Below are 26,203 nucleotides of genomic sequence, written 5' to 3'. Positions count from 1 at the left end.
AGGGCAGTCCCGGCGGCACCTTCGGCAGGGTGCCCGTCTCGATCACGTCCCGGCCCGCCGAGTCCCGGCCGAGGGGCACGGCGCGGCGCGGACCCGGGCTCGTCTTCGGCGCTGCCACCCCTCGACCCACTCAGACCGGTACGCCGTGCAAATCATGGCAAGGGCAGCGGCTGTACACGCCCACACCCATCGGCGGACGCTCACCGGGTCAGCCATAGCGAGGGCTGCCACCACGCTGGCCTGCCCGCCTCCCACGACGACAAGCAGGGCGCCGGTCACCAGAGAATCGCGCTTCACGACGGTTCCTCCTCGGGGACCATCACCAGCGGTACGTAGGTCAGTTGCCCGAAGCTGCGGTGATCCTGGTGGTCCCGAAGGTGGGTGAATGTCCACGCGCGTGCAGCTTCGTAGTCCATCTGTTCACCGGAGTCGGCGCGGCACCGCGTGCCGTCCTCGTCCTCACCCTCACAGAAGTAGAGGTGAACCGGAGTCCGATCCCTGTCCTCCCCGATGGTCCATCGAAGGAACCGGAACACTCTGCGGCGCCCAATCTCGCGGGTGGGCATCGTCAACACACTCACTGACCACATCTCCTGTTGTTCGACGCCGTCTCTTCGCCGGCCAGCGCGGCTGTGCCCGCCCGGATGACCCGCGCCAGCCGCATGATCACGTCTGGGAGAGCAGCGCCCATGTCCACCAGGACCACGCCCGGGAGCCGCCCTGACTGCCAGTCGACCGCCAACGAGGGCAGCGGGCAGCCAGCAGCATCGGTTGCTTCTCCGAGCTCAGCCCGAGCAGCGTCAGCACGTCTGCGTTGCTCTCCCGTGGGGCGGGAGCGCAGAGACTCACCCACGGTGGTACTCCACATCGCCGGTTGATCCGTCTGCCTCTACGCAACCGCACCAACACGGAGAGCGGTAGTCTCGCAACGCTGAGGGGATATCAAACCCATCAAAGGCCATCGGCGCGGGGAGACAGGGACATGCCCGAGCGGCACCCAAACATCTCACTGGCACGCTTGTTGAAAGAGGCGAGGCTCTCGCAGGGCGCCTTTGCCAGGGCCGTCAACCTGGTGGGCACCGAGAGCGGGTCACCTACCAACTACCAACAGCCGGCTGTCTCCAACTGGCTTGCCGGGACCGAACCCCGTGCCGAGGCGCAGGCTGCCATCCTTGAGGCTCTAACCCGCCTTCTCGGCCGCCTGGTAACCCATGTCGAGGCAGGTTTCCCACCACCGCCCGACCAGCTCGCAACCCCGACAGGTACCGTCGAAGGGTTGATCGAGTTGGGGAGGCAAGATATGGACCCCTCGCGGCGGAGCGTACTCGGTGCAAGCCTGTTCGCGGTGGCGCTGACAGTCCCCGGGTGGCAGGACGTTCTAGCCCGCGCGGAATCGATCCAACGAGGTCGGACGATCCGGATAGGGATGGCCGAGGTGTCGTCCGTGATCGCCATGACCGAGCGACTGTCAAGCATCGATGATGAGTTCGGCGGCCGGGCCGCCCGCCCCATGGCGGCAAGCTACCTGGTTAATACGGTTGGTCCTTATTTGCGCGCTGCCGCCCCCCATGAGGTTCGGAGGGCGATGATGTCTGCGGCCTCCGATCTCTGCTACCTCACTGGGTACATGGCGGTTGACGAGGGATTGCACGGTCTCGCACAGCGCTACTACGTCAAGGCGTTGGAGCTAGCGGGCGTCGCCGAAGATCACTTGACCTACTGCACCACGCTCCGGGGCATGAGCGTTCAGGCCGTCGATCTCGGGCACGGGCGTCGCGCGATACAACTGGCTGACGCAGCGTCCGCCGCGTCCCCCGTCGCGGGCCCGAGGATGCGCGCCTTCCTCGCGGGGCAGCAAGCTCACTCCGCCGCCGTATCGGGAGACCGCCACGCCGCTATGCGCTACCTCACCGAGGCAGAGCGGGCGATGGACGTTGCTGAGTCGGAGAGCAAAGCTTTCGGGTCGTACGACCCAAGCTCACTCAACTATCACGTCAGTCAGGTGCGCTACGCATTGGCGGATGTACGCGGCTCGGTAGTCGCAATGATGGAGTCGGACCGCTTGCGGTACAGCGTCTATCAGCGCGGGCGTGTCCGGCATCGCGCCGTCCTTGCTGAACGCCAACTCCAGCTCGGCCACTTGGAGATGGCGTGCCAGACATGGCACCTTGCGCTAGATGACTACCCGAAGGTGCAGAGCAGCCGAGCCGACGACCGGATGCGGATCATGCTTGGGCTACTCACTGCACACCCCCGCAACCAACACGCCCGAGACCTGTACGAGCGGGCTCGCACCGTAGTCCCGGCGGACCTAGCGGCGTGACGCAGGGCGCCACCGAGGCCCCGCCACCCTGCCGAGGGGTGACGGGACTTTGCTGTGCCTACGCCGCGAGGGCGGCCAGCGCGGCAGGCCATACCAGCGGCCGTGATTCGTGTCGTTGCTCGGGCCCTCGCGGTACCCGAGATCAGCCGAAGCGGCATTGATCACGGCGTCAGCAGTGCCTATTGGTTCCCCCCGTGTTCGGGTATGGAAGAGCCCCGCCGGATCGGCCCCGGCCGGGGCTGGTGTTCTGTAGTTGGCCGTCTGGGGCGGCCGGGAGACGGCCTGACACAGCGCTCTTGCACGTCGCCTTGCCTGGCTCGCGGACCTGCCCGGCGACGTCGATGAAGGCTTCTCGAACGCCTGCGATGGAGGCACGGCATCATGCTCGACGGGTCGGCCCCGGACAAGACATCGGTCGCCGGACCCGGCGCGGTTCGACGACTTCATCGCCGGTGTCCCGGATGCGGGTTCGCGGGCGGACCGGAGGACGAGGCTGCCGGTGACCGCGGAGGTGCTTCCCCTATGGACGGCATTCATACCTCGATCTCTGCCAACAGCCGCCGGGCCTCGGCCAGGTACCGGTCGGCATCCAGCTCTTTGAAGATGACGGCCGCTTCCTGGAGACAGCTTCTTGCGACCGCCGGCCGCCCCTGTCCGAGCAGGGCCAGCGCCTGTCCCTGCAGTGCTTCACCCTCCCCGAAGCGATCACCGCTGCGGTGTGCGATCTCGCGGGCCTTGACGTTGTAGGTCTCTGCCGCCTCGAACTGGCCCAGGTCGCGGTGGCGTGAGCTGGTGACGTTGTACGCCAGGCCGAGGCGGTAGCCGTCGCCGCGCGATTCACGGATCGCCACCACCTGCAGCATCAGCTCCAGGGCCTCGGCGTTGCGGCCCAGACCGGACAGGCAGGCCGCCATGGCGTTGAGGGCCGACGCCTCGCGGTCGGTGTTGCCTTCGCGTCGGGCCAACTCCAGAGCCAGGGCGGCGGGTTCGAGGCCCAGCTGTGGGCGGTCGGTGCGGCCGTAGAAGATGACGAGGTTGTTGAGCACTGCGGCCTCGCCGTCGCGGTCCTCGAGGAGGCGGCGCGCGGTGAGGGCTGCTGTGAACATCTCCTCGGCCTCCTTCGTCCGGCCCAGTTCGGTGGCCGTCGCGCCCAGCCGGTTCTGGATCCAGGCCTGCTCGGCGAGGTCGCCGGTGCGCCGCACTCCGGACAGGGCGTCGGTGAGCAGGGTTTCGCACTCGGGCCAGTTCTGGTTCACGGCCCGGAGCACCGAGGCGGCGGCCGGGATCCGCCAAGCGGCTTCTGGGTTGCCGGCGGCTGTGGCGGCTGCCGACGCCGCGAGAAGGTTGGCGTGCTCGACTTCCAGCCATGCCACCGCGGCGGCGCGGTCGGTGAATTCCTTCGCTGGAGCCTGTGACGCGGAACGGGCAGGGGTCGGCATACCCAGTGAGGGCAGGAGCGTGGTCGCGGCCTTCTCGGCCGTCTGGGTGTACCAGTCCAGTAGCCGGTCCACCGCCGGGGCCCATTCAGCTGTGGACAGCTGAACGGCGGCCGTCTCCACCGCGTAGGCGCGCAGTATGTCGTGGAGTTCGAAACGCCCTGGCGACCGTTGCAGCAGGAGGTACTCGTCGCACAGGCCTTCAAGTGCCTTTCGTGCCGCGCGCGGAGTGATCCCGGCCAGTGCCGCGGCCGCCTCCGGCGTCACGTCGGTGCCCGGCTGGATCCCCAGCAGCAGGTACAGCAGCCGCGCGCCCGGAGGCAGGGCATCGAAGGACAGGTCGAACACCGGACGCAGCGAACGTCGTCCGACGGTCATCGCGTCCAGACCGCCTTGGATCAGGTGCTCCAGCAGGTCGCAGGCGGCCCAGGAAGTGCGAGCCTTCAGCCGCGCTGCGGCTATCGTCAACGCCAGGGGGAGGTTGCCGCAGGCTTCGGCGACCTTGGCCGCCGCGACGGGGTCGGTGTTGATCCGTTCCTCGCCTGCGACGGCCGCCAGCAGATCGACCGCCTCGGTCTCGTCGAGGACGTCGAGCTGGAGGATCTCGGCGCCTTCCAGGCCCGCCATGGTGCGCCGCGACGTGATGAGCACCAGGCAGTGCGCGCCGGCCGGTATCAACGGGCGGATCTGGTGCTCGTCGGCGGCGTTGTCCAGCAGGACCAGCGCGTTGCGTCCGTGGATACGGTCGCGGTACATGGCCGCGCGCTCGTCGAGGGGCTCGGGGATCTGCCGGCCCGGTACGCCGAGCTGTCGCAGGAATGCGTCGAGCACGGCGGTGGGATCGGCGGGCGGCCGTTCGGGGTCGAAGCCGCGGAGGTTCACGTAGAGCTGGACATCGGTGAAGTGTCCGGACCGGACCAGGTGATGCGCGGCGTGTACGGCCAGCTGGGTCTTGCCCACCCCGCCCATGCCCTCGATCACCGATACGACGACCGTGGCCGCCGGGTTCTCGGAGGCAGGTGCCATCGCAGTGTCGAGGAGCTGCTTCAGTACCGTCTCGCGGCCGGTGAACGTCGCCAGATCTGCGGGGAGCTGCCGGAAGACCCCTGTCGGGCCTCCGGTCATGGCAGCCCCGTGGACCCGGATGCAGGCCTCCCGCCAGCGATCCACCGCCGCTTCGTCCAGACCCAGCGCACGGACGATTGCGATCACCAGGTCGAAGTCCAGGCGACGACGCCGGGGGTTGAACGTGTCGACCACAGTTGTCTGTGCCACGGCCTGGGAACCGTGCCGCAGGAGGCCGATCCGCTTGACCAGCGTCCGATATGACGGCGCCCCCGCCCATAATCGCAGCCGGCCCAGCGCTTCGATGAACTCCGCAAGATCCCCGGCCGTGTCCGGGTCCGGCATCGAAATCCCCGCGGTCATGTCCCACCCCCGATCCGACCCGCCCTAGGCGGCGCCGAGGCGGTACGGGTCACTGTAGGGGTGTTCGGGTTCGTTCGGAATCCTCACCCTCATCGATCGGGCCGCGCCATCCTTGAGGACGAAGCCGGGCGGTGCACCAAGGGGTAGTTGACAGAGTCTCGGCAGCTGCACGAGCGCGGCCTCACCGGGAACCGATTCCCGGATCACCCACCAATCCAGGGGGCACCGAGAAATGAAGTTGCACAAGAGGCTGGCGGTTGCCGCGGCGGCTGTCGCGGTCGCGATGCTGGCGCCCGGAGTTGCCCAGGCAGCCGGTTCCGAGACCGGCCACCAGGGCCCGACGGCGTCGCGCCAGGTGAACCTGAGCAAGGCCGAGGCACTGACAGGGCAGGCCGCCTCGGCCCAGGGCACCGCCCTGCGGAGCGGGGCGCTCACCGGGCTCTACGTCCGGATCCACAGCCTGTACTCGAAGACCCCGGGCCAGTGTCTGGACGTCGACATCTGGGGCAAGGGCGCCAACGGCTCGAAGATCCAGACCTGGACCTGCAACAACTCGCCCCAGCAGGAATGGATCTACTGGAGCGACGGCAGCCTGGAGAGCGTGAAGTTCCCCGGCATGTGCCTGGACGCCGACACCAACGGCAACGGCAAGGACGGCAACCTCGTCCAGCTGTACAAGTGCAACGGTTGGGCGAACCAGCGTTGGTACCACCCCTCTGGCGACCTGGCCATCTACAACGTGCGCTTCAACAACAACAACACCAAGGTCCTGGACCGCGACGCCACCCAGCCGGGTGACGGCGCCAAGGCCCAGCTGTGGACCAAGAACTTCGCGTCCCAGCAGTGGTGGGAGATCAGGACCGCCTGAGCAACGACCGGACGTGCGAGGGTGCCGGACTGCAGGGACCGCCGACGGCCTGTGGTCCGGCGTCGCAGCCGCTACTGACCGACGGCTGCCACGCGATCGGCCCCACGGACCCCGTCACGTTCGGGGTTGCCGCTGCGGATCCGCGCCTCAGTGGCGCCCGCCGGGCCGCGCTGATGGCAGGTGCCGGTCCCCGCCGGAGCTGAATTCGGTAGCGACGGTGGGGATGTTCGAAATCGGAGGAGAGCCTCCGTCCCGAGTGTTCGACAGACCGACGCAACGAATGGAGAACATGTTGCCCAGGAAATCTGCGCACCTCATCGCGGACAGCCGCAAATACGCCGTCGGCCGCAAATTGATGAGAAGTGCAGCGGTGGCCGGAGCGGCTGCGCTCGTCCTGGCCGCGGGAATTCCCTCGGCCGGGGCCGCCAGCGGGTCCCCGCGATTCATGCTCAAGAGCTTCATCAACGACAACAAGTGCATGGCCATCGGAGCCGGCAGTACTGCCGGTGGCGCCGGTGTGATTCAGTGGGACTGCTACGGCGGAGGGGAGCAGCAGTGGTATGCCGTGGGCCCCTGGTATCCGGACAACAACAGGGTCCCGTACTATCAGATAGTCAACTTCAACAGCGGCAAGTGCCTTGCCGATCCGGGCACCAGCCCGTACAACGGAGTGCAACTCATCCAGTACGGATGCGACGGTGGACCTGAGCAGTTCTGGTATTTGGACGCCGACCTCGTCATGGGAACCGCGGTACAGCTGATCAGGTACCACAGCGGCCCGCGGTGGAACGTCGGCCAGTGTGCGGCCGACGGTGCTTCCAGTACTGCTAACGGTGCACCGATCGTCCAGTGGACATGCACCGGAGGCTCCGAGCAGCGGTGGTATCTGAAGCCCGTGTGACGGCTGGTACCGGAACGGCCTCGCGTGGATGCGTGCGCCCTGCTCGAGCTCGTGCAGGGCACAGACCGAGGCGCCGCGCCGGTGGCGCAGCGCCTGGGATCGGACGCTGACGTCGGTGGGGCTGACGTAGATGTGCGGCCGCAGCCTGCCCGGCCTCGGCTCGGCCGTGGGGCTGAGGACCAGCGTCGGCTGCAGCCCGCCGAACCCTTCCGGCGGCCCGATCTCCACCGCGCCGTCCTCGTCGGTGCCGAACACGGTGCAGGCCGGCACCTCGCACCAGAACGCCGCCAGAGGCTGCGGGTCCCGGCAGTCGATCACCAGCTCGGACATGCGACAGGCCGTGGCAGGCATCCCGCGGGCCGTCAGCGGGTGGTCGGGGTACGGCGTTCCGGACGCCGGCGGCTGGGCCGGTCGGGTGGGGTCCGGGCCGTACCGGTGTGGTGGCCGCCGGTCGCGGCGGGTGGGCGCGGGAGGCTGGGGCTCCGGAGGCAGGCAGGAGAGAGCGTGTGAGCCAGCGCGGCCGTAGAGGTGTCCGGGGCCCGGTGGCCGACGACAGGGGCGGGGGCGTCGACCGTCCGGGCGCCAATGCCGGTGTGCTGGGGACCGCACTCGCCGTCGTGCTGGCCTTCTCGCTGTCCCAGGGCGCGTGGGAGTGGTTCTCCACCTACCTCGGTGTGACGCTGCTGGTGGTGGTCCTGTCCTTCGGGCGGGTACCGCTGTGCTCACCGGGCCGGCAGGCCGCGTACGCGCTGGTGGTCGGTCTGTGCGTGGCACTGGCGCTGGCTCCGGCGATGCAGCGCTGGGACTGGCTGTTCCCGATGCCGGGCAACCGGGACGGATGCGTGGAGTCGGGCCGGTACGAGAGTCTGCGGACCGAGGCCGCGCTGGGGGACCTGGCCGCCGGTGCCGGGGACGCGCTCACCCAGGCCCAGCAGCAGCAGAGCAGTCTGGCCGTGGTCGACTGCCTGGCGGCGACCACCACCCGGTGGCTGCCGGTGTACGCGTTGGGGACCGCGCTGCTGGTGGGTGCGGTCGCCTGGGGGTGGGGGTGGACCCGGTCCCGGAGGACCGGCTCCGGATCGGCGTGAGCCGGCCCCCGGTGGCCTCGGCCGAAGCTGGACGCCTGCCTCAGCCGAGCCTGGAGACCTGGTAGTGGCCAATGAGCCAGCCGTCGCCGTCCTGCCGGACCAGGACGCTCAGGTGGACCGTGAGGGTCGGCCGGTCGACGAAGGAGAAGTCGACGACCAGATAGGCGAGGACCAGGTCCTCGGCGAGGCGTCTGGTCTCGAGGATCCGGTAGTCGGCCGTCATCCCGAGCGGCTGGGAGTCGTAGTAGTCCGCGACGCCCTGCCGTCCGACGCTGTAGGGGTGCAGGCCCTGGAAGATCGCGTCCTCCGTGAAGAGCGCGGCGACCTGCCGGGGCTCGTGGGCGTCGACGGCGGCCTTCCAGGGGTCGAGGACACTGCGCGCGACCGCCTCGTCCTGTGCCGTGGTGCTCATCGGGACCTCTCTCGTGGCATCGGTGTGCTGCGGGCTGTTCCAGCCTGCGGGCCGGGTGGTCGAGGTGCGCGCGGAGCAGGTCTTGGCGAGTATCACCCTGGGGGCGAGGTTGAAGGTTGAGGAGCAGCGCATGGAGTTCCTGGTGGACATGGTGACCACGGTGCCGGAGGGGACCTCCGAGGAGGCCGTGGCCGAGATCCGCGCCCGGGAGGCGGCACGGGCCCGGGAGCTGGCGGCCCAGGGCAGCCTGCTCCGGCTGTGGCGGCCCCCGCTCGCGCCGGGCGAGTGGCGGAGCTGGGGCCTGTTCAGCGCCGAGGACGCCGAGCGTCTGGAGCAGGTGCTCGCGTCGATGCCGCTGCGGGTGTGGCGGCGGGACGAAGTGACGCCGTTGTCCCCCCATCCGAACGACCCGGGCCGCTAGGACGCGCACGGACCGGAGCGAGGAGCTGAAGATGCGTACGGACATCAGGCCGGGCGGGGTGTTCCCCGACTACGAGCTGACCGACCACGCCAGGACCAGGCGCAGGCTGAGTGACCTCCAGGGGACGGATCCGATGGTGCTCCTCCTCTCGCGGGGCCACTACTGCCCCAAGGAACACCAGCAGCACCAGCAGCTGGCGGCGCACTATCCCGAGATCGCCGTGGCCTACACCCAGGTGGTCACCATCTCGACCGACGGCATCCTGGAGCTGGCGGAGTTCCGCGACTCGGTCGGGGCCCGGTGGACCTTCCTCTCCGACGCCGGGCGCAAGGTCCAGAAGGACCTGGACATCCAGGAGTACACCGACCCGCACCACGATCCGATGGTCCCGCACACCCTGGTGCTCAAGCCGGGGCTGGTCATCCACAGCGTCTACAACGGCTACTGGTACTGGGGCCGGCCGTCGGTCGAGGACCTGCGCCGCGACCTGCGCGAGGTGACCCGCGAGATCCGGCCCGACTGGGACCTGTCCGCACCGGGCCTGCGGGAGGCCTGGGACGGCGGCGACCGCCGCGGCTTCTTCCCCTACAAGTGACGTGCGACTGACGTTCGAGGAGTTCTCGTGACCGTTCCACCCGTCTCCCCCGGTGGCCCGCCGGCCCGCTACGACGACCTGCGGGCCATGGTGATCAACTGCACGCTGAAGCGCTCGCCGGAGCGGAGCCACACCCAGGGGCTGATCGACCTCAGCACCGGCATCATGGAGTGCCAGGGCGTGCAGGTCGAGACCGTCCGGGCGGTGGACGTCGACATCGCGACCGGTGTCTGGCCGGACATGACCGAGCACGGCTGGGAGACCGACGAGTGGCCGGTCCTCTACTCGAGCGTCATGGCCGCCGACATCCTGGTGCTGGCCGGGCCGATCTGGCTGGGCGACAACAGTTCGGTGATGAAGCAGGTCATCGAGCGGCTCTACTCCTGTTCGAGCCTGCTGAACGACGCCGGGCAGTACGCCTACTACGGGCGGGTCGGCGGCTGTCTGATCACCGGGAACGAGGACGGGGTGAAACACTGCGCGATGAACGTGCTCTACAGCCTGCAGCACCTGGGGTACGTCGTCCCGCCGCAGGCCGACGCGGGCTGGATCGGTGCGGCCGGTCCGGGCCCGTCCTACCTCGACCCGGGCTCCGGCGGGCCGGAGAACGACTTCACCAACCGCAACACCACCTTCATGACCTGGAACCTGCTCCACCTGGCCCGCATGCTCAAGGACGCGGGCGGCATCCCGGCGTACGGCAACCAGCGCTCCGGGTGGGACGCCGGCTGCCGCTTCGACTCGGAGAACCCTGAGCACCGCTGAGTTCGGCGCGGCCGACGACCTCGAGCGGACCCCGGTCCGGCCGAGGCCAGGGCTTCCCTAGGCGTCGGCGCGGCGGGGAAGCTTCCAGCCCGGGCGGGGGAAGTGGCAGGTGTAGCCGTTGGGGAATTTCTGCAGGTAGTCCTGGTGCTCGGGCTCGGCCTCCCAAAAGGGCCCGGCCGGGGTGACCTCGGTGACGACCTTGCCCGGCCACAGGCCCGAGGCGTCGACGTCGGCGATGGTGTCCTCGGCGACTCGCTTCTGCTCATCGGTGAGGTAGTAGATCGCCGAGCGGTAGCTGGCGCCGATGTCGTTGCCCTGGCGGTCCTTGGTCGACGGGTCGTGGACCTGGAAGAAGAACTCGAGCAGGGCCCGGAAGTCGGTCCGGGCCGGGTCGTAGACCACCTCGATGGCCTCGGCGTGGTTGCCGTGGTTGCGGTAGGTGGCGTTCGGGACGTCGCCACCGGTGTAGCCCACGCGGGTGGACACCACGCCGGGCTGGCGGCGGAAGAGCTCCTCCATGCCCCAGAAACAACCCCCGGCGAGGATGGCCTTCTCGGTCGCCATGGTTCCACTCCCTCAGTGACGGACATCGGCTTTCGCTGCTACTGACAACCTACGAGGCCGCCGTATTCCTGTGCACGCGCCGGCCGCTCCTCGTCCGGGTTCCGTAAGGAAACAGGACCGGCCGGTTCAGGGCGTGATCGACGGTCGCGGGCGCAGGACGGCGTTGAGGGAGGTTGCCGCCGTCACGTCGAACCCGGCCTGGCATGCGATTCCCAGCTGCTCCGCGACCTTGCGGATGTTGAGGTCGACCGCGGCCTCGGCGAGGGTGGCGAGTGCGTCGATCGCGGCGCGTGCCCGCAGTACGGCCGTGCTGACGAGGACGGCGCCGATGACGGAGGCCGGCCACCAGCCGGTGGAGACGGTGACGAGCAGGTAGGCCGTTTCCCAGGCGGCGAGCCGGCCGGCGTCCGCGTAGCCGTCCCGGACGCCCTGGATGTCCTTGCGGGCCTCGCTGTCGGCGACCGCCCAGATGTGCGGCCAGATCTCGGCGAGTTCGACGCCGTAGCGTTGCCGGACCCGACCGGCGGCGGTGGCCATGCGCTGGGCCGTCCAGGTCGGCCGGTCCGGTGGGCCGTCCGGGAAGCTCCGCTCCTGCTGCTCGAGCAGTCGGGCTTCGGTCGGACGGCGGCGGTTCGGCGTCGTCCCGTGGAGGTGATCGTGAAGGCGCTGGTCACGAGCCTCCTGGATGGCGCGGGTGAGGGTGGTCCAGCGACGGATGCGCCGATGGGTGAGCACCGTGACGTACCAGTGCGGCCGGTCCGGGATCCAGGCTCGCTCGAAGGTCCGGCCCGCCGAGGCCGCAGCTGCCCCGGCGGCGGTTGCGAGGGCGGTCACGAGCAGTAGGGCGGTGAGGAGCTCGGCCGGCTGCTGGTCTGCGTGCGCGCCGGCGAACGCGTTCAGGTAGGTGCGGAGGTACCGGAGGTCCACCGCGTGCCGGAATCCCGAGTGTCGCGCGATCACCAGGCACATGACGAAGAGCAGGCCGGGGCCGAGCAGCAGCGCGGCCCAGCGCTCGGCGGCCTTCTTGGAGATTCCCAGGAGCAGTGTGGTCACGGTGTCACGGCAGGAGGGTGAGAGGGCGGTCGACCAGGGCGCAGCTGGCCTCGCTCTCCTCGGCGCGGGTGCACCAGCGGAGCGGGCAGACTCGCAGGGGCGGTGCCCCACGAGGGGTCCGGACCCCCGGCAGCGGGCTCCACGTCCGGTCCGGCCGGGTCAGACCGTGAAGACCGCAGGTGGTCGCCGCCGAGTCGAGCTGGTCCAGGAGATCCGTCATCCTGTCCAACGGGCGGTCGTCCGAGGCCATCAGTTCGATCACCTGTCGGAGGAGGTCGTCTGCGCCAGCCGCGGGCCGGGCGCTTCGACGCTCTCGAGCCCCTGCTGGAGGAGAGGCTCGAGGACGTGATCGAGCTCCTCGGCTTCGGCGATCCGCTGGTGCGCGCACTCGCCGCTCGCCGGGCGTTGGACGACCTGAAGCAGCCGCGGCTGTGGTGACCGCGAGTACCTCCTCGCCGTGCATCGGGCCGAACCTCAGGCGGCCTGCATCGAGCTCACAGTGGCGGCCTACGGGATGAGACGGAGGGGTGAGAGCTGCCCGGCTGACGCGTCGAAGCCGCTACCGGCGACGACCTTCCGTCCCCTGAAGCAAGGGGATCTCGAAGTCCCACTCGAGTGCTCGGTGGCGTGGGTTCCGCTTCGCTGTCTCACCCTCGACCTCCAGCGGCGAGCTGGTGGGACGCCGGCTGCCGCTTCGACTCGGAGAACCCCTGAGCACCGCTGAGTTCCGGCAGCAGCCGGCCGGGCCCGCCCCACCGGCGCGTTCAGCGGATCCGTTCCGTCGTCGTCATGGGCAGGCCTCCGTCTCCAGTCCCAGTTCGAAGCGCAGGTAGCGGTCGACCGACCGGGCGAGGACCTCGTTGCCGTCGCTGGTGACGACGCGGTCCCACCATGCTCCGTAGATCCGCTCGAAGCGGTAGCCGGCGAGCAGTTCTCCGGCGGCGCGGACGGCGTCGGGCCGCTCCGGGATGTGGTTGGCGTAGCTGTACATGATCGTGACCCAGCGGCGGTCCGGGCAGACGTTGACCACATCGCCGCTGAACAGCGCACCCGCCCCGGAGCTCCAGTGCATCACCGTGCTGCCCGGGAAGTGGATGCCGGGGTTGATCAGCGTCAGGTCGTCGGTCAGCCGGTGGGTCCGTCCGCTCCAGAAGCGCAGGGCGGGGTCGGGGCGGCCGACCCACTGCCGGTCGGCCTCGTGCAGGTACACCGGAGCGTCGAAGGTGTGGGCCCACTCGACCATGGCGGAGTAGAAGTGCGGGTGGCTGATGACGATCGCGTCGATCCCGCCGGCCTGCTCCACTTCGCGGATCACCGCGTCGTCGAGGTAGGGCACGCAGTCCCACAGCACGTTGCCGGCGGCCGTGCGCAGCAGCAGGGCCCGCTGGCCGATGGCGAAGGCGGGGGTGCAGCCGATGCCGAGCACGTCCGGGCCCTGCTCCTCGAAGCGCATCTCGTGGCCCTCGCCCCGCAGTTCGGCGAGGCTGGTCCACTGCTGGCCGTCGGCCCCGACGTACTGGCGTTCGTCCAGGCAGACCGGGCAGTCGGGACGGGCGGCGGCGTACTGGGTGCCGCAGGTGCGGCAGATGGGCAGGGCGGATCCGGTGAGGTCAGCCACGGTCGCCTCCGGTCAGCTCGGTGAGGACGTACGGGCGGCTGGGCCGCCAGCCCAGCTCGGTGACGGCGCGGGACCCGGAGACGACCTGGTTCAGCGCCAGGGCCTCGGCGAACGGAGCGCCCACGGCCTCGGCGGCCTGCTCCAGCGGCCAGGGCTCGGCCCGGCCGGTGCCACCCGCGGCGACGTCGGCGGCGGCAGCGAGCGCGGCGACCGGCACCGCCTCGTGGGCCACGCCGTGCAGGACGCCTCCCGGCTCGGCCCCGGTCAGGGCCAGCACGAACAGCTCGGCGAGGTCGTCCACGTGCACCATCGGCCAGCGGGTGGCCGGCGAGCCGACATACCGGCCGCTGCCGTGCTCCTTCGCCCAGCCGGTCATCAGACCGGGGATGCCGCCGCCGTGGCCGTACACGATGCCGGGCCGCAGCACCACGGCGCGCACGTCCTCGGCCGCGCTCGCCAGCACGCGCTGCTCGATGCGCGGGCGGTAGCCGACGATGGTGATCGCGTCCGTGGCGGCGTCCTCGCCGACGGCGGTGTCGCCGGTGGCGCCGAGCACCCAGACACCGCTGGTGTACACGAACGCCCGCCCGGTGCCGCGCAACCCTTCGGTCAGTGCGCCCACGGCCGCAGCGTCCACCGGCTCCTCGCCGGTCGGCGTCGCGAGGTTCAGCACGGCGTCGATGTCGTCGGTGACGGCGGCCCGCAGCGAGGCGGGGTCGCGCAGATCGCCCACGCGCGACGCCGCGTCAGGACCGATCCGTTCGGCGTCCTTGACGAAGTGGACCACCTGATGGCCGTCCGCCATCAGCTGCCGCACCACGGCGGATCCGATGTAGCCGGTGGAACCCAGCACGAGTACCTTCACGTCTGTTCCTCTTCGATTGCTCGACGACAAGGGGTGACAACAACTAGGGGTGAACGGGGATGCGTTCGGGCTGGTGACGGTCGACGCCATGCGCAGGTCTTCCCGGCTCCTTGCGAATCGCTTTCAGGCGGGTACGGGTGGCTCATGAGCCATGACGCCGAGCAGCAGCTCGGCGGCCGGCGCCGGTGATGAACCAGACGCGGCTCGTGGATCCGGCCGTGGTGCTCATGTGCGGTGCTCCTCCTGTCCGGGAGAGGTCGTGGGAATGGGGGTGGCCGGGAGGGTTCGGCCAGCTGCTCGGCCGCGGCGTGCGCTGCGGACGGCCAGGGCGGTGAGGAGGGTGAAGAGGGCGCCGGTCGTCAGGACACCGTTGGTGCTGAGGTTGGTGGCGACGATCCCTCCAAGGAGGGCCCCGAGGGCGATGGCCAGGTTGTAGACCGAGGTGTTCAGGGCGGTGGCGGCCTCCGCCGAGTCGGGCGCCGCCTTGAGGATCCACGTCTGGACGGCGACCGGCACACCGCCGAAGGCCAGCCCCCAGCCCAGGAGCAGCAAGGTTCCGCCGACCGGGGTGCGGCCGGCGAGGGGGAAGACCGCGAGGATCGCGGTGAGCAGGACGCTGATGGTGACGACGGTCGCGCGGACGTTCCGCTCCGCGGCCGCACCGGCGAGGAAGTTGCCGAGGATGCCGGCGACGCCGAAGCCGAGCAGGAGCGGGCCGATCGCGCCCTCGCCGATCCCCGAAACGGTCCGCAGGATCGGGCTGACGAAGGTGAAGGCGGCGAAGTGGCCGCCGACCAGGAGGAACGTGGCGATGACGCCGGCGCGTACCACGGGGTGGCGGAACTGCTGCGGCAGCGTGCGCAGCCGAACGACCTGTTGGGCAGGCATCGAGGGCAGCAGGAGGAGCAGGCCGACCAGCACGAGGAGGCCCAGTGCGCCCGCGGCCACGAACGCAGTGCGCCAGTCCGCGAGACCGCCGATCAGCGTCCCGGCCGGTACGCCGAGGACGTTGGCCGCCGTGGCGCCGCCGAAGACCACCGAGATGGCCCGGGGTACGGAGCGATCCGGTACCAGCCGCACGGCGAGGCCGGCGGCGAGCGACCAGAAGCCGCCGATGCTGATCCCGATGAGGAAGCGCGCGCCCAGCAGGACGGTGAAGTCGGGTGCCACGGCCGACAGTCCGTTGGCCAGGACCATCAGGGTGATCAGGCCGATCAGTGCGACCCGGCGGTCGAGCCGTCCGATCGCCACCGGCAGCAGCGGCGCCGTGGCGGAGGCGACCAGGCCGGGGACAGTGACCATCAGGCCTGCGGTGCCCTCGGAGACGTGGAGAGTTCCTCCGATGAACGGGAGCAGCCCCACCGGCAGTGACTCGACGGTCACCAGGGCGAACGTCCCGACCGCCATGGTGGCGACGGCGAGCCAGCTCCTGAGGGGCACCCGATCGCTTTCGGACGGGGTGGGTGGCTTCCGGGCGTCGACGACGGTCATGGCACTCCGGTCCGGTAGGGATTCGTTGTGCTGACGATCCTTCAGGCGGACGCCACGGCCATCAACGCCCAAGATCAGTAGGATCCGATAAATCAGGCTTATGACGGGGGTCGGCGGCACATGGAGATGCGCGAGATCGAGGTCTTTCTGACACTGGCGGAGGAGCTGCACTTCGGCCGGGCGGCCGCCCGGCTGCACCTCACCCAGGCACGCGTCAGTCAGGTGATCGGCCGTCAGGAGCGGCAGCTCGGCGGTCTGCTGTTCGACCGCTCCAATCGCCGCCGGATCCGCCTGACCCCGCTCGGCAGTCAGCTGCGCGCGGATCTGGGGCCGGTCCACGCGCAGCTGCGGGACAGCCTCCAACGGGCCCGGTTGGCTGCCCGCGGCAGGACCGCACGCCTGCGGGTGGGCATGATGCCCTTCAACGTGCCCGACCTGCACCGCTACTGGGAGGCGTTCCGGTCCCGCCACCCCGAGTGGGAGCTGCAGGTGCGCAGGGCACCGTACGTCGAGCCGTTCGCCAGGCTCCGTGACGGCGACATGGACGTCTTCGTCACCTGGCTGCCGGTGGACGAGCCCGATGTCACCGTCGGCCCGGTCCTCTTCCACGACCCCCGCGTACTGGCCGTCGCCGCGGACCACGACCTCGCAAGTCACGACGCCGTTCCGCACGAGGCGCTCGCCGACTTCGCCCACGCCATGGCCCCCGCCATGCCCGACTACTGGGAGGACGCCTACCTGGGGTTCTACACACCCCGGGGCAGGACCATCGAACGCGTCGAGGAGGTCACCAACGCGGACGAGCTGATCCATCTCGTCACCACCGGCGAGATCGTCCACCCCTTTCCCTCGCACGTCACCCGGTACTGGTCCATGTCCCACGTGCGCTTCCTCCCCATTCCCGAGATGGGGACGATGCCGTACGCCCTGGTGTGGCGCCGCGACGGCGAGAGCGAGCTGGTCCGGGCCCTCGCCCGGACCGTCCGCGAGATCGGCGCCCTGCACTTCTGAGTTCCCGGGTCCAGGACGACCACCTGGCAACCGGTCGCGGGAACCGGGCAGGTCCGGACGGCGGACGGCCGGGCCGAGCGCTTCGCACTGCCGTTGGCCCGCATGCTCAAGGACGCGGGGGCGTCCCGGCGTGGGCCGGTGGGGTCACAGCGGCAGGTCGAGGACCAGGGGCCGGTGGTCCGAGATCGGTGTCCTGGGCGCCCGTATCGCCTCCGGCCGGTGCGGGCCGGGTCCGGTCGCGAGGATGTGGTCGAGTTGCACCCGTGGGCGGTGCGACGGGAAGGTCGGGACCCGGGCCAGGTCGCGCCAGCCCGACCGGGGCGACGGGGAGAGCAGGTCTGCCGCGCCGAGCGTCGCCGCCGGGAGCGCGCCGGCGAGGTTGAGGTCGCCCAGCAGGATGTGCGGCCGGGGCAGGTCGGCGATCCAGCCGTGCACGGCGAGCAGTTGGCGCACGTTCCAGCCCGGGACGAACGACAGGTGCAGCGCCACCGCCGTGAACGGGCCGCGCCTGCCCTCCAGTACGGCGGCCAGTGCCGCGCGCGGATGGTCGCGGATCACCGTGAGCCCCGCCCGGCCGGCCACCGGCAGCGGCAGGGCGACCGGGGGCGCGGCGAACCGTCGGGCCCGCCACTCCAGGACCGGCAGGCGGGACAGCAGCGCGATGCCGTGCGAGGGCACCTCCCCGTCGTGCCCCGTGCCCGGCGGGCCGTAGACCCGCAACCCCGGCTCGGAGCGGTCGGGTTCCCATCGGCGGCCCGGCCTGGCCCGGGCGTGGAACGCGGAGGCGTAGCGCCAGTCGGCGGCGCCGGTCGCCTCGGCGACCGCCCGCGCCTGGTCGAGCCGACCCGACCGCTCCTGGTGGCGGTCGAGTTCCTGCAGCGCCAGCACGTCGGCGTCGAGGGCGGCGACGGCGTCGACGAGCGGCCGCACGGTGGGGGTGTCCGGGCCCGTGGTCGGCGCCGGGCGGCCGCTGGCGAGGAGCTGCCGCCCGTGCAGGACGTTGAAGGTCGCGAGGCGCACCACTGCGGATCCGGTCACGGTCCGACCGTACAACAGGGTTGCCGGGTGCCTCTCCTGACGGGAGCTCGGGTGGCACCGGACCGCCCCGCGAAGGCGGGGGCGGGGGCCGGCCGGGGGTCCGGCCGGCCTCCGCGGGCCGGTCAGGCGAGGTGGCTGACGTGCGGCCAGTCGATGTCGACGTCGGCGGCCTTGTTGAAGTAGTTGGTGAAGACGTTGAGCGCCACATTGGCGATCACCTCGGCCACCTCGCCGTCCGTCAGTCCGGCCTCGCGGGCGGCCTTCAGGTCGGCGTCCTCGAGCTCCCCCCGGGTGCGGGTCAGCGTCACGGCGAGGGCCAGTGCGGCGGCGGTCCGGGCGTCCGCCGAAGCGCCGCGCCGGGCCTGCTCGGCGGCGTCCGGGGAGAGCCCGGCGAGCTCGGTGGCGATGTGGGTGTGGGCGGAGAGGCAGTAGTCGCAGGCGTTCTCCTGCGCCACCGCGAGGGCGATGGCCTCGCGGGTGGCGGCCGGGAGCCTGCCGCCGCCGAGGGCGCCGGAGAACTCGAGGTAGCCCTTGAGGACGGCGGGGCTGTTGGCCATCACCTTGGCCATGTTCGGGGTGACCCCGAGGGCGGCGCGGACGGTGGAGAGGAGGGCGGCGGCGGGGGCGGTCGCCTCGGTCGGCTCGATGATCGGAAGTCGCGACATGGGGATGCTCCTGGATGGTTACGCAACCAACGTTCTAATGGTTGCTGGCTGCTCTAGCCGTTAGAACCATGCCATGGGACTCTCACGGTTGCAAGTCCGCCGTACCATGAGGAGGTGGACCTGAACGCATACGAGAGCGGTGGCGCCCCCCTGCTGGGCGAGCCCCTGCCGATCGAGCTGGCCAACGCGACGTACGCCGTGCGCGGCCGGCTGGTGGACGGGCTCACGACCGTCGAGCACGCCGCCGCCTGGCTGCGCGACAACCGGGCCCGGTTCGCCACCGCACTCGACGACGACGCTCTGCTCGCCCTCGACGAGGCGGACCTGCGCGCGATCCGGTCGCTGCGCGACGCGGCCCGCACGCTGATCGACGCCGCCGCCCGCGGTACGGACGCGCCCGCCGAGGCGGTCGGCGAACTCAACCGCCACGTGCGGCGCGCCCCCAGCTGGCGTGAACTGGCCACGGGCCCCGGCCCGGCCACCCTCACCCGCAGCGCCGCGGCACCCGTCCCCGCCGCCCTCGGTGAGATCGCCCAGGCGACCGTGGACCTGGTCACCGGCCCCGAGCGCGAGCTGCTGAGGGCCTGCCAGGCGCCGGGCTGCGTCCTGTACTTCCTCAAGAACCATCCGCGCCGCGAGTGGAGCGGCCCGGACTGCGGCAACCGCGCCCGTGCCGCCCGCCACTACGAGCGCACCAGGCAGAGCTGAACCGCCGGGGCGGCCCGGCGGCGGAAGGAGGGCCGGCGATGGATCCCCGTCCGCCCGTGGAGCCCGATGCCACCGAGCTGGCCGCGATGGTGCGGCGCCGCGAGGTCACCCCGGCGCAGTTGGTCGAGGCGGCCGTCGAGCGGATCGAGCGGCTCGGCCCCGCACTCAACGCCGTCGTCATCCCGATGTACGAGGCCGCGCTCGCGGCCGCCGACCGGCCGCCGCAGGGCCCGTTCGCGGGGGTGCCCTACCTGCTCAAGGACCTGGCCACCGAGGTCGCCGGGGGCCGGTTCACCGAAGGTTCCCGCTTCCTGCGCGGCCATGTCTCCGGCTACGACAGCGAATTGGTCCTCCGGCTGCGCCGGGCCGGGCTGATCGTCCTCGGCAGGACCAACACCCCCGAGTTCGGCATGGTCCCCACCTGCGAGCCGGTCCTGCACGGGCCGACCTGCAACCCCTGGGACCCCACCCGCTCCACCAGCGGATCCAGCGGCGGCTCGGCGGCGGCCGTCGCCGCCGGGCTGGTGGCGGCGGCGCACGGCAACGACCTGGGCGGCTCGATCCGGTTCCCCGCCTCCGCCTGCGGCCTGTTCGGGCTCAAGCCCACCCGCGCCCGCAACCCGCTCGGGCCGGAGTACGGCGACGTGGTCGGCGGCTGGGCCTGCGAGCACGCCCTCACCCGGTCGGTGCGCGACAGCGCCGCGCTCCTCGACGCCACCTCCGGGCCCGCCCCGGGCGATCCGTACCCGGCGCCGCCCCCGCTGCGGCCGTTCGCGCTGGAGGTCGGGGCCGACCCCGGCCGGCTGCGGATCGCGTACACCGCCCGCACCCCGGACGGCTCCCCCGGGCACCCCGACTGCGTCGCCGCCCTCGACGACGCCGTCGCCCTGTGCGAAGAGCTCGGCCACGAACTGACGGAGGCGGACCTGCCCGGGCTGACCCCCGCGGTCGGCGCGGCCATCGGCACGGTGTTCGACGCGGCCACCGCGTGGATCGTCCGCTACTGGGTCCGCCGGCTCGGCCGCGAGCCGGCGGAGGACGAACTGGAGCCGCTGACCCGCGCCTACCGGGCGGCCGGTGAGCGGGTCGGCGCCGCGGACTACCTGCTCGCCGTCGAGGACCTCCAGGCGTTCGCCCGGGTCGTCGCCGCCTTCCTCGCCCGCTTCGACCTGTGGCTGACCCCGACCATGTCCACACCGCCCGTCCCGCTCGGCGAGATCACCTCCACCGAGGACGATCCGCTGCGGGCCGCCCGCAACGGCGGCCGGACCGTTGCCTACCCGGCGGTGGTCGCCAACCTCACCGGCAACCCCGCGATGTCCGTCCCCCTGTGGTGGAACCCGGCCGGGCTGCCGGTCGGGGTCCACTTCCTGGGCCGCTTCGGCGACGAGGCCACCCTGCTGCGGCTGGCCGCCCAGTTGGAGGCCGCCCGGCCCTGGTCCCGGCGGCGGCCGCCCGTGCACGCCTGAGCCCCCGCGGGAGGGGCGCACGACCGGGGTCGTGGCCGGGTGCCGCCCGGCGTAGCGTGGCAAGGAGGAGAGGGTCTCCGCTGCGGTCTCATCGGGCTGCGTCGCGGGCGCGTCCGGCGTCGCCCGGCTCTCCCCGGACCCGCCCGGTGGGGAGGAGGAGCGATGTCGGTCGTGGAACTCGATGCGGCCAAGCAGGAGGCGTTCGCAGGACGCATGATCGAGGTGGTCAACGACGCCTGCCTGGGGCTGATGGTGAGCCTGGGCCACGAGGCCGGACTGTTCGACGCGATGTCCGTCCTGCCGCCCGCCACCAGTGCGGAGATCGCCCGGGCCGCCGGGCTGAGCGAGCGCTACGTACGGGAGTGGCTCGGCGCGACGGTGGTCGGCGGGATCGTCGACTACCGGCCCGCGGACGGGACCTACGTGCTGCCGCCGGAGCACGCGGCCTCGCTCACCAGGGCGGCGGGGCCGGACAACCTGGCCCGGATCGCGCAGAACCTGGGCATGATGGGCGAGGTCGAGCAGCGGGTGCTGGCGGCGTTCCGGACCGGGGCCGGGGTGCCGTACTCGGCGTACCCGCGCTTCCAGGCGCTGCAGGCGGAGGAGTCCGGGCAGGTGTACGACCTGGCGCTGGTGGACGGGATCGTGCCGCTGGTGCCCGGCCTCACCGAGCGGTTGCAGCACGGCATCGACGCGCTGGACATCGGCTGCGGGCAGGGTCACGCGGTCAACGTGCTGGCCGCCGCGTTCCCCGCCAGCCGCTTCCGCGGGCTCGACGCCTCGGAGCAGGGCATCGCCGCGGCCCGTGCGGAGGCGGCCGGACTGGGGCTGCCCAACGTCGAGTTCGAGGTCGGTGACTGCGCCGCGCTGACCGGCTCCTACGACCTGATCACGGCGTTCGACGTGATCCACGACCTGGCCAGGCCGACCGCCGCCCTCGCCGCGATCTCCGGGGCGCTCGCCGAGGACGGGGTGTTCCTGATGGGCGACATCGCCGCGTCCAGCCGGCTGGAGGAGAACCTCGACCACCCGCTCGGGCCCGCGCTATACACCTTCTCGGTGTTCTACTGCATGTCCGTCTCGCTGAGCGAGGGCGGGGAGGGACTCGGCACCGTGTGGGGCGAGCAGACCGCCCGGCGGATGCTCGCCGAGGCCGGGTTCGGCCGGGTCGAGGCCGAGCGGGTGGAGGGCGACATCCTCAACGTGTACTACGTGGCGCGTCACTGAGGGCGGCCCCCAGCGGGGGCCGCTTGTTCTTGAATAGTCGCTCATGTATGGTCCTGCCATGCCCCGACCCCGCGAATTCGAGCCCGACACCGTGCTCGACCAGGCCATGCGCAAGTTCTGGGAGCGCGGCTACCGGGCCACCTCGATCGAGGACCTGGTGAAGGCGACCGGCGTGAAGCCGGGCAGCATCTACAGCGCCTTCCCGGGCGGCAAGCGGGCCCTGTTCCTCAAGTCGCTGGAGCGCTACTCCAAGCTCGTCGTACCGCAGAAGCTCGGCGAACTGGAGGCCCCGGGGGCGTCCCTGACGGAGCTGCGAGGCTACTTCGACGGACTGGTGCGCGACCTGCTCAGCCCGGAGGGCCGGCAGGGCTGCCTGCTGGTCAACACCGCGATCGAGAACGCGGCCGAGGACGACGAGGCCGCGGCCGTCGTCCGGGGCCACCTGGCCCGCCTGGAGAACTGCATGGCCGCCGCCCTGGACACCGCCCGCCTGCGGGGCGAGGTCCGGACCTCGCTGGACCCGGCCGGCACCGCCAGGCTGCTGGTCGCCACCTGCCAGGGGCTGATGGTCGTGGGCAAGGCCAACCCGGACGAGGCGGTCCTGCGCGCGATCACGGACAACGCGTTCGCCGCCCTCGCCTGACCACCGGACACCACACCCTCCGGGCCACCGCACCTGCGGTGGCCCTTCTTCCGGCCCAATATTTGAATGACCACTCAAGAACGGATCCGATCATGAAGGCCATCGTCATCTCCGCCCACGGCGGCCCCGAGGTGCTCACCCTCACCGAGCTGCCCGACCCCGTCCCCGCCGACGGCGAAGTACTCGTCCGCGTCAGGGCGTTCGGCCTCAACCACGCCGAGGCCTACATGCGGGCCGGCGCCTGGGGGCAGGTGGCGGCCGTCACCGGGATCGAGTGCGCCGGGACGGTCGAGTCCGACCCGTCGGGCCGGCTCCCGGCCGGGACCACCGTGGTGGCGGTCCTCGGCGGCATGGGCCGGACCCGCAACGGCAGCTACGCGGAACTGGTGACCGTCCCGGCCGGCAACGTCGTCGAGGTCCGCTCCGGCCTCGGCTGGGCCGAACTCGCCGCCGTCCCCGAGGTCTACGCCACCGCGTGGAGCGGCCTGTTCGGCAACCTGGAACTGCGGTCCGGCGAGACGGTCCTGGTCCGCGGCGCGACCTCGGCCCTCGGCCAGGCCGCCGTCAGCCTCGCCGTCGACCACGGCGCCCGGGTGGTCGCCACCACCCGCAGCGCCGGCCACCGCGCCCTGCTCCGGGAGCTCGGCGCGCACCAGGTGCTGATCGACGACGGCCGGCTCACCCCGCAGGTCAGGGACGGCGGGATCACCGTGGACGCCGTCCTCGACATCGTCGGCAACAGCGTCCTGCGGGACTCCCTGGCGCTGGTCCGGCCGCGCGGCCGGGTCTGCCAGATCGGTTTCCTCGGCGGCTTCGACCCGGTGCCGGACTTCGACCCGATCGCCGACCTCCCCAGCGGGGTCCGGCTCAGCTTCTTCGCCAGCGCCTTCGTCCTCGGCACACCGGAATTCCCGCTCACCGACGTCCCGTTGGACGAGATCTACGCCAAGGTGGAGGCCGGCACGCTGCCGGCCGGCCCGGTCCGGGTCTTCCGCTTCGAGGAGATCGTCGAGGCACACCGGGTCATGGAGAGCGGTACGGCGCTCGGCAAGATGGCCGTCACCGTCGGCTGACCCGCCGCCACCGGCCGGGCGCGCGGCTCCCGCGGGCCCGACCGGTGGCGGGCCGTCAGACCAGGTGCCGCCGGAAGAAGTCGGCCGCCTCCGCGCCCACCCGGGCGCGGGCGCCGGGGTCGGCGGGTTCCGGGGCGAAGAAGTCGTCGTGGCGGACGTCGGGGCCCGCCGAGCGGCCGCTCGCGGTGGGGATGTGCTCCAGGTACGGCCGGGTGTCGGCCTCGTACGGGGTGACCTGGTCGGCGCCGCCCCAGCGGATCTCCACCGGCACCCGCACCGTCGCCAGGCTCTCCGGGGTGACCAGCGCGCCGATGCCCGGGGCCACCTGGAAGACCGCCCGCACCCGGGCGTCCGAGTGGTCGGCCGCGGCGGCCTCGAGCGCGCCCTGCAGCAGGTCCTGATGCGGGTGCTTGGTCCGCAGCGCCTGGAGCACGTCCGGGAACTCCGGGACCTCCGGCAGGGGCACGGCCCCCGTCAGCACCGCCGTCAGGAGCCGAGGGTCGACGCGCGCGCCGGCCAGGGCCGCCGCCGTGTACCCGCCGAGGGAGAATCCCGCCACGCCGACCGGGCCCAGCGGCCGTTCCCGGGCGAGCGCGTCGAGGACGAAGGTGACGTCCCGGGGTCGCTCCCAGACGTTCAGGAAGCCCTCCGGCTCGTAGCCGTCGACGTAGTTGTTGCCGTGGTGGTCGAGCGCCGCCACCCGGAGACCGGCCTCCAGCAGCGGCCGCACCAGCCACTCCAAGGCGCCGCCGGAGCCGCCGGTGCCGTGCGAGAGGACCACCAGCGGGCCCGGCTCGGACGGCGTCCGGTCCGGCTCCCACCGGTAGACCCGGACCGGACGCGGCCGGGCCGGGTCCCGCAGGTCGCTCCGGGAGCCGTCGTACAGGACCTGGATCAGCGGCTGTTCCTGACTGGAGATCATCATGGCGGCATCCTAGGAACGTCCGCCGACACCCCGAGGCCCGGCCCCGGCCCCGAGCGGGGATCAGCCGGCGCTCCTCGCGCCGCGGGCGGCGGCGACCAGCTCGCGGGCCTCACGGTCCGAGGCGACGGCCGGGGGCGAGCCGGGCAGCGGGCGTCCCGCGCTCTCCGGCATCATCCGCACCGCGACCAGGCCGATCACTGCGGCGGCCATCATGTAGTAGGCGGGCATCATCCGGTTGCCGGTGGCGTCGATCAGCGCGGTCACCGCCAGCGGGGTGGTGCCGCCGAACAGCGAGACGGAGACGTTGAAGCCCACGGCCATGGCGCCGTACCGGATGTGGGTCGGGAAGAGTGCGGGCAGCGCGGCGGGCATGGTGCCGGTGAAGCAGGTCAGCAGCAGGCACAGTCCGCCGACGCCGAGCAGGACGCCCCACGGGCCGCCGTGCCGGATCACCAGCAGCGCGGGAACGGAGAGCAGCAGGAAACCGGCGCAGCCGGCCAGCAGCACCGGGCGGCGCCCGATGCGGTCCGACAGCCGGCCGACCGGGGCGTTGACGGCCATCATCAGCACCATCGCGGCGATGACCACCAGCAGTCCGCGGGTGGCGCCGACGCCGAGTTCGGCGGTGAGGTAGGTCGGCAGGTACGACAGCAGCATGTAGTCGGTGACGTTGTAGACCAGGACCAGCGCCATGCAGAGCAGCAGGGCCCGGCGGTGCCGGGTCAGCAGGTCACGCAGGCGGCTCTTCGGACGCTGCCGTTCCGCGGTCTCGGCCTGCTGCTGGAGGGTGCGGAAGGCCGGGGTCTCCTCCAGCCGCATCCGCAGGTAGAGCCCGATCAGGCCGAGCGGCCCGGCGAGCAGGAACGGCAGTCGCCAGCCCCAGGAGAGCAGGCTCGGCTCGTCCAGGGCGGTGGTCATCGCGGTGACCAGGCCGGCGCCGGCGACGTAGCCCACCAGGGTGCCGAACTCCAGCCAGCTGCCGAGGAATCCGCGGCGCCGGTCGGGTGCGTACTCCGCGATGAAGGTGGTCGCGCCGCCGTACTCGCCGCCGGTGGAGAAGCCCTGCACCATCCGGGCGAGCAGCAGCAGGGCGGGCGCCCAGATGCCGATGGCGGCGTACGAGGGGATCAGGCCGATCGCGAAGGTGCCCGCGGCCATCATGATCATGGTGGTGGCGAGGACCTTCTGCCGCCCGATCCGGTCGCCGAGCGGGCCGAAGACCAGTCCGCCGAGCGGCCTGATCAGGAAGGCGGCGGCGAAGGTCCCGAAGGTGGCCAGCAGCTGGGTGGCGCCGCCGGCCGTCGGGAAGAAGACCTTGCCCAGGGTGACCGCGAGGTAGCTGTAGACGCCGAAGTCGAACCACTCCATGGCGTTGCCGAGGGCGGCGGCGGACACCGCGCGCTTCAGCATCTTCGGGTCGACGACGGTGACCTCGCCGGGGGCGGGGGCCCCGGTCGCAGGGACCGGGGTGGGGCCGTGGCCGGTGGACTCGGGGGTTCGGACGGACGTCTGACTCAAGGGGTTGGCCTTCGGTGTCGGGAACGGGTGACCGCTCCCGCCTCACCGCCTCCGCGCTGGTCAAACCCCTGGGCCGCGGTACTGAGAGATCCCTCACG

25 protein-coding genes and 1 pseudogene are annotated in these 26,203 nt (G+C 71.6%); 13 read left to right on the top strand and 13 right to left on the bottom strand.

Annotated elements, in window-relative coordinates; translation table 11 throughout:
* Window positions 1-293: 293 nt before the first annotated feature.
* Window positions 294-416, bottom strand: coding sequence for a hypothetical protein (locus AB0D08_RS09895; protein WP_359887425.1), 123 nt, complete (start codon window positions 414-416; stop codon window positions 294-296).
* 566 nt (window positions 417-982) lie between these two features.
* Between AB0D08_RS09895 and AB0D08_RS09890 the strand changes: the two genes are divergently transcribed.
* On the top strand, window positions 983-2,323 hold the full coding sequence (locus AB0D08_RS09890; RefSeq protein ID WP_359887423.1) for a tetratricopeptide repeat protein: 1,341 nt from the start codon (window positions 983-985) through the stop codon (window positions 2,321-2,323).
* Between the two features lie 533 nt (window positions 2,324-2,856).
* Here AB0D08_RS09890 and AB0D08_RS09885 read toward each other — a convergent pair.
* On the bottom strand, window positions 2,857-5,187 hold the full coding sequence (locus AB0D08_RS09885; protein ID WP_359887421.1) for a tetratricopeptide repeat protein: 2,331 nt from the start codon (window positions 5,185-5,187) through the stop codon (window positions 2,857-2,859).
* Between the two features lie 232 nt (window positions 5,188-5,419).
* On the opposite strand from AB0D08_RS09885, the gene AB0D08_RS09880 reads away from it, so the two are divergent.
* Entirely contained in the window at window positions 5,420-6,055 is a 636-nt protein-coding gene (locus AB0D08_RS09880) for an RICIN domain-containing protein (protein WP_359887419.1), read from the top strand.
* Window positions 6,056-6,335: 280 nt separating this feature from the next.
* On the top strand, window positions 6,336-6,956 hold the full coding sequence (locus AB0D08_RS09875) for an RICIN domain-containing protein (RefSeq protein WP_359887416.1): 621 nt from the start codon (window positions 6,336-6,338) through the stop codon (window positions 6,954-6,956).
* A 75-nt stretch (window positions 6,957-7,031) separates the two neighbouring features.
* Here AB0D08_RS09875 and AB0D08_RS09870 read toward each other — a convergent pair.
* Window positions 7,032-7,286, bottom strand: a pseudogene (locus AB0D08_RS09870) (VOC family protein); the annotation flags it as partial.
* Window positions 7,287-7,498: 212 nt separating this feature from the next.
* On the opposite strand from AB0D08_RS09870, the gene AB0D08_RS09865 reads away from it, so the two are divergent.
* Window positions 7,499-8,044 (top strand): hypothetical protein, encoded by a 546-nt coding sequence (locus AB0D08_RS09865; RefSeq protein ID WP_359887414.1) that lies wholly within the window; start codon window positions 7,499-7,501, stop codon window positions 8,042-8,044.
* Window positions 8,045-8,084: 40 nt separating this feature from the next.
* Here the strand turns inward: AB0D08_RS09865 and AB0D08_RS09860 are convergent, their stop codons facing one another.
* Window positions 8,085-8,456: a nuclear transport factor 2 family protein gene (locus tag AB0D08_RS09860; protein WP_359887504.1), complete on the bottom strand. Its 372-nt coding sequence runs from the start codon at window positions 8,454-8,456 to the stop codon at window positions 8,085-8,087.
* A gap of 130 nt (window positions 8,457-8,586) precedes the next feature.
* Between AB0D08_RS09860 and AB0D08_RS09855 the strand changes: the two genes are divergently transcribed.
* From AB0D08_RS09855 to AB0D08_RS09845, 3 genes are all read left to right on the top strand, one after another.
* The gene (locus AB0D08_RS09855) at window positions 8,587-8,877 is read left to right on the top strand and encodes a muconolactone Delta-isomerase family protein (protein ID WP_359887411.1); all 291 of its coding nucleotides are present in this window, start codon (window positions 8,587-8,589) and stop codon (window positions 8,875-8,877) included.
* A gap of 31 nt (window positions 8,878-8,908) precedes the next feature.
* Entirely contained in the window at window positions 8,909-9,472 is a 564-nt protein-coding gene (locus AB0D08_RS09850; RefSeq protein ID WP_199520524.1) for a redoxin domain-containing protein, read from the top strand.
* 87 nt (window positions 9,473-9,559) lie between these two features.
* On the top strand, window positions 9,560-10,237 hold the full coding sequence (locus tag AB0D08_RS09845) for a flavodoxin family protein (protein WP_359887501.1): 678 nt from the start codon (window positions 9,560-9,562) through the stop codon (window positions 10,235-10,237).
* A gap of 57 nt (window positions 10,238-10,294) precedes the next feature.
* On the opposite strand, the gene msrA is transcribed toward AB0D08_RS09845, so the two are convergent.
* The 5 genes from msrA to AB0D08_RS09820 all read right to left on the bottom strand — a co-directional run bounded on the left by msrA (window position 10,295) and on the right by AB0D08_RS09820 (window position 15,777).
* A complete protein-coding gene (msrA, locus tag AB0D08_RS09840) occupies window positions 10,295-10,801 on the bottom strand; it encodes a peptide-methionine (S)-S-oxide reductase MsrA (RefSeq protein WP_033825237.1) in 507 nt (168 codons plus the stop codon).
* 126 nt (window positions 10,802-10,927) lie between these two features.
* On the bottom strand, window positions 10,928-11,854 hold the full coding sequence (locus AB0D08_RS09835) for a hypothetical protein (protein ID WP_359887408.1): 927 nt from the start codon (window positions 11,852-11,854) through the stop codon (window positions 10,928-10,930).
* Between the two features lie 787 nt (window positions 11,855-12,641).
* Window positions 12,642-13,472 carry an MBL fold metallo-hydrolase gene (locus AB0D08_RS09830; RefSeq protein ID WP_359887405.1) on the bottom strand — a complete coding sequence of 277 codons (831 nt, stop codon included), beginning with the start codon at window positions 13,470-13,472 and terminating at the stop codon, window positions 12,642-12,644.
* Window positions 13,465-14,337 (bottom strand): NAD-dependent epimerase/dehydratase family protein, encoded by an 873-nt coding sequence (locus tag AB0D08_RS09825; protein WP_359887403.1) that lies wholly within the window; start codon window positions 14,335-14,337, stop codon window positions 13,465-13,467. Before AB0D08_RS09825 ends, AB0D08_RS09830 begins: the two co-directional genes overlap by 8 nt.
* A gap of 225 nt (window positions 14,338-14,562) precedes the next feature.
* Window positions 14,563-15,777 (bottom strand): MFS transporter, encoded by a 1,215-nt coding sequence (locus tag AB0D08_RS09820; RefSeq protein WP_359887401.1) that lies wholly within the window; start codon window positions 15,775-15,777, stop codon window positions 14,563-14,565.
* Between the two features lie 177 nt (window positions 15,778-15,954).
* Between AB0D08_RS09820 and AB0D08_RS09815 the strand changes: the two genes are divergently transcribed.
* Window positions 15,955-16,839: a LysR family transcriptional regulator gene (locus tag AB0D08_RS09815; protein ID WP_359887398.1), complete on the top strand. Its 885-nt coding sequence runs from the start codon at window positions 15,955-15,957 to the stop codon at window positions 16,837-16,839.
* Between the two features lie 144 nt (window positions 16,840-16,983).
* On the opposite strand, the gene AB0D08_RS09810 is transcribed toward AB0D08_RS09815, so the two are convergent.
* Together AB0D08_RS09810 and AB0D08_RS09805 are read right to left on the bottom strand one after the other, a co-directional pair.
* Window positions 16,984-17,877, bottom strand: coding sequence for an endonuclease/exonuclease/phosphatase family protein (locus AB0D08_RS09810; RefSeq protein ID WP_233289388.1), 894 nt, complete (start codon window positions 17,875-17,877; stop codon window positions 16,984-16,986).
* A gap of 122 nt (window positions 17,878-17,999) precedes the next feature.
* A complete protein-coding gene (locus tag AB0D08_RS09805) occupies window positions 18,000-18,542 on the bottom strand; it encodes a carboxymuconolactone decarboxylase family protein (protein WP_033825245.1) in 543 nt (180 codons plus the stop codon).
* Between the two features lie 114 nt (window positions 18,543-18,656).
* Between AB0D08_RS09805 and AB0D08_RS09800 the strand changes: the two genes are divergently transcribed.
* The 5 genes from AB0D08_RS09800 to AB0D08_RS09780 all read left to right on the top strand — a co-directional run bounded on the left by AB0D08_RS09800 (window position 18,657) and on the right by AB0D08_RS09780 (window position 23,662).
* Window positions 18,657-19,250, top strand: a complete 594-nt coding sequence (locus AB0D08_RS09800; RefSeq protein WP_359887394.1) for an ABATE domain-containing protein — start codon at window positions 18,657-18,659, stop codon at window positions 19,248-19,250.
* Window positions 19,251-19,288: 38 nt separating this feature from the next.
* Window positions 19,289-20,719: an amidase gene (locus AB0D08_RS09795; protein ID WP_359887391.1), complete on the top strand. Its 1,431-nt coding sequence runs from the start codon at window positions 19,289-19,291 to the stop codon at window positions 20,717-20,719.
* Between the two features lie 162 nt (window positions 20,720-20,881).
* Window positions 20,882-21,946, top strand: coding sequence for a class I SAM-dependent methyltransferase (locus AB0D08_RS09790; protein WP_359887388.1), 1,065 nt, complete (start codon window positions 20,882-20,884; stop codon window positions 21,944-21,946).
* A gap of 58 nt (window positions 21,947-22,004) precedes the next feature.
* Entirely contained in the window at window positions 22,005-22,589 is a 585-nt protein-coding gene (locus tag AB0D08_RS09785; RefSeq protein ID WP_359887385.1) for a helix-turn-helix domain-containing protein, read from the top strand.
* 92 nt (window positions 22,590-22,681) lie between these two features.
* Window positions 22,682-23,662, top strand: coding sequence for a zinc-binding dehydrogenase (locus tag AB0D08_RS09780; protein WP_359887383.1), 981 nt, complete (start codon window positions 22,682-22,684; stop codon window positions 23,660-23,662).
* A gap of 55 nt (window positions 23,663-23,717) precedes the next feature.
* Here AB0D08_RS09780 and AB0D08_RS09775 read toward each other — a convergent pair whose 3' ends face one another.
* On the bottom strand, window positions 23,718-24,587 hold the full coding sequence (locus AB0D08_RS09775) for an alpha/beta fold hydrolase (RefSeq protein ID WP_359887380.1): 870 nt from the start codon (window positions 24,585-24,587) through the stop codon (window positions 23,718-23,720).
* Between the two features lie 60 nt (window positions 24,588-24,647).
* Complete coding sequence (gene proP / locus AB0D08_RS09770) at window positions 24,648-26,105, bottom strand: glycine betaine/L-proline transporter ProP (RefSeq protein ID WP_033825250.1); 1,458 nt, start codon at window positions 26,103-26,105, stop codon at window positions 24,648-24,650.
* Window positions 26,106-26,203: the final 98 nt, after the last annotated feature.

The sequence above is a fragment of the Kitasatospora sp. NPDC048540 genome (genome assembly GCF_040651175.1).
GTDB lineage: Bacteria > Actinomycetota > Actinomycetes > Streptomycetales > Streptomycetaceae > Kitasatospora.
This window is presented reverse-complemented; position numbering and strand designations above follow the sequence as displayed.

Bases quoted from the DNA above. Each gene is read 5' to 3' on its own strand.
- AB0D08_RS09890 (WP_359887423.1), top strand. From the start codon at position 983: ATGCCCGAGCGGCACCCAAACATCTCACTGGCACGCTTGTTGAAAGAG.
- AB0D08_RS09815 (WP_359887398.1), top strand. From the start codon at position 15,955: ATGCGCGAGATCGAGGTCTTTCTGACACTGGCGGAGGAGCTGCACTTC.
- AB0D08_RS09880 (WP_359887419.1), top strand. From the start codon at position 5,420: ATGAAGTTGCACAAGAGGCTGGCGGTTGCCGCGGCGGCTGTCGCGGTC.
- AB0D08_RS09875 (WP_359887416.1), top strand. From the start codon at position 6,336: ATGGAGAACATGTTGCCCAGGAAATCTGCGCACCTCATCGCGGACAGC.
- AB0D08_RS09805 (WP_033825245.1), bottom strand. From the start codon at position 18,542: ATGTCGCGACTTCCGATCATCGAGCCGACCGAGGCGACCGCCCCCGCC.
- AB0D08_RS09860 (WP_359887504.1), bottom strand. From the start codon at position 8,456: ATGAGCACCACGGCACAGGACGAGGCGGTCGCGCGCAGTGTCCTCGAC.
- AB0D08_RS09780 (WP_359887383.1), top strand. From the start codon at position 22,682: ATGAAGGCCATCGTCATCTCCGCCCACGGCGGCCCCGAGGTGCTCACC.
- AB0D08_RS09850 (WP_199520524.1), top strand. From the start codon at position 8,909: ATGCGTACGGACATCAGGCCGGGCGGGGTGTTCCCCGACTACGAGCTG.
- AB0D08_RS09790 (WP_359887388.1), top strand. From the start codon at position 20,882: ATGTCGGTCGTGGAACTCGATGCGGCCAAGCAGGAGGCGTTCGCAGGA.
- AB0D08_RS09785 (WP_359887385.1), top strand. From the start codon at position 22,005: ATGCCCCGACCCCGCGAATTCGAGCCCGACACCGTGCTCGACCAGGCC.
- AB0D08_RS09795 (WP_359887391.1), top strand. From the start codon at position 19,289: ATGGATCCCCGTCCGCCCGTGGAGCCCGATGCCACCGAGCTGGCCGCG.
- msrA (WP_033825237.1), bottom strand. From the start codon at position 10,801: ATGGCGACCGAGAAGGCCATCCTCGCCGGGGGTTGTTTCTGGGGCATG.
- AB0D08_RS09775 (WP_359887380.1), bottom strand. From the start codon at position 24,587: ATGATGATCTCCAGTCAGGAACAGCCGCTGATCCAGGTCCTGTACGAC.
- AB0D08_RS09855 (WP_359887411.1), top strand. From the start codon at position 8,587: ATGGAGTTCCTGGTGGACATGGTGACCACGGTGCCGGAGGGGACCTCC.
- AB0D08_RS09895 (WP_359887425.1), bottom strand. From the start codon at position 416: ATGGACTACGAAGCTGCACGCGCGTGGACATTCACCCACCTTCGGGAC.
- AB0D08_RS09885 (WP_359887421.1), bottom strand. From the start codon at position 5,187: ATGACCGCGGGGATTTCGATGCCGGACCCGGACACGGCCGGGGATCTT.
- AB0D08_RS09845 (WP_359887501.1), top strand. From the start codon at position 9,560: ATGGTGATCAACTGCACGCTGAAGCGCTCGCCGGAGCGGAGCCACACC.